General features: G+C 45.1%; 2 protein-coding genes. Both read right to left on the minus strand.

Features of this window, described 5'->3' with window-relative positions; all coding sequences use genetic code 11:
• On the minus strand, nucleotides 1–449 hold a 449-nt coding region (locus tag A3763_RS25750), incomplete at its 3' end, for a hypothetical protein (RefSeq protein WP_197483138.1).
• Nucleotides 450–490: 41 nt separating this feature from the next.
• Nucleotides 491–707 (minus strand): hypothetical protein (locus A3763_RS29265; RefSeq protein ID WP_197483139.1); only part of this gene is annotated, 217 nt, incomplete at its 5' end.

Below are 707 nucleotides of genomic sequence, written 5' to 3' on the forward strand. Positions count from 1 at the left end.
TCGATATAAGCTTCGTCCAGTTCGACATCTATGACTTCACCTAAATCATATTGACCATTCAAGTTCGCATCAATAAATGACTCCTCTCCAGTCGTACGTGCCATAATATGCACTAAACCGTTATCGGGACGCGGATTCGAACTTGTCCAATCAACTGAACAAAAGCCACTATCTAATTCACAGGAACCCACTATCTGACCACCGGTTGTCACAAAAGAAACCTGAGTACCATCTCTAGCCTCATTATTAAAGCGGTCACCTGCGCGCACAGTCATTCGAGAAGTTGTTCCAGAAATATCCCAACCACGAGGGTTAAAGGTCTCTACAGATAAAGTAAAGCTGTCTTGGTCAGGAAGTCCACCCAGAACGGCAATTGAATCAGATGTCGTAGTTGTCGTTGCAGTTGAACCATCCTCATACTCAACAGTTACCGTTGCAATGATTGCCACACTAATGTTAACGCCACCAGCAGTAAGCTGTACTAGGTGAATTAGCTTTCATCCGTTACCGAAGAATAAGTCGATAAGCCATTAGGGAAAGTAATCCCCCCCACATTCGTTGACAGAGAATATTCAATTGTTTCACCTGCCATCGGCTCGCCCGTCGCATCGTTCAAACTGAAGGTAACGGTTGTAACCTCTGGGTGAGCACTTGAGCCACTGCCTTTCAACGCGATGGTTGAAGGATCAGCCGATACAAAAGCTAAT

It is taken from the genome of Oleiphilus sp. HI0128 (assembly GCF_001635365.1).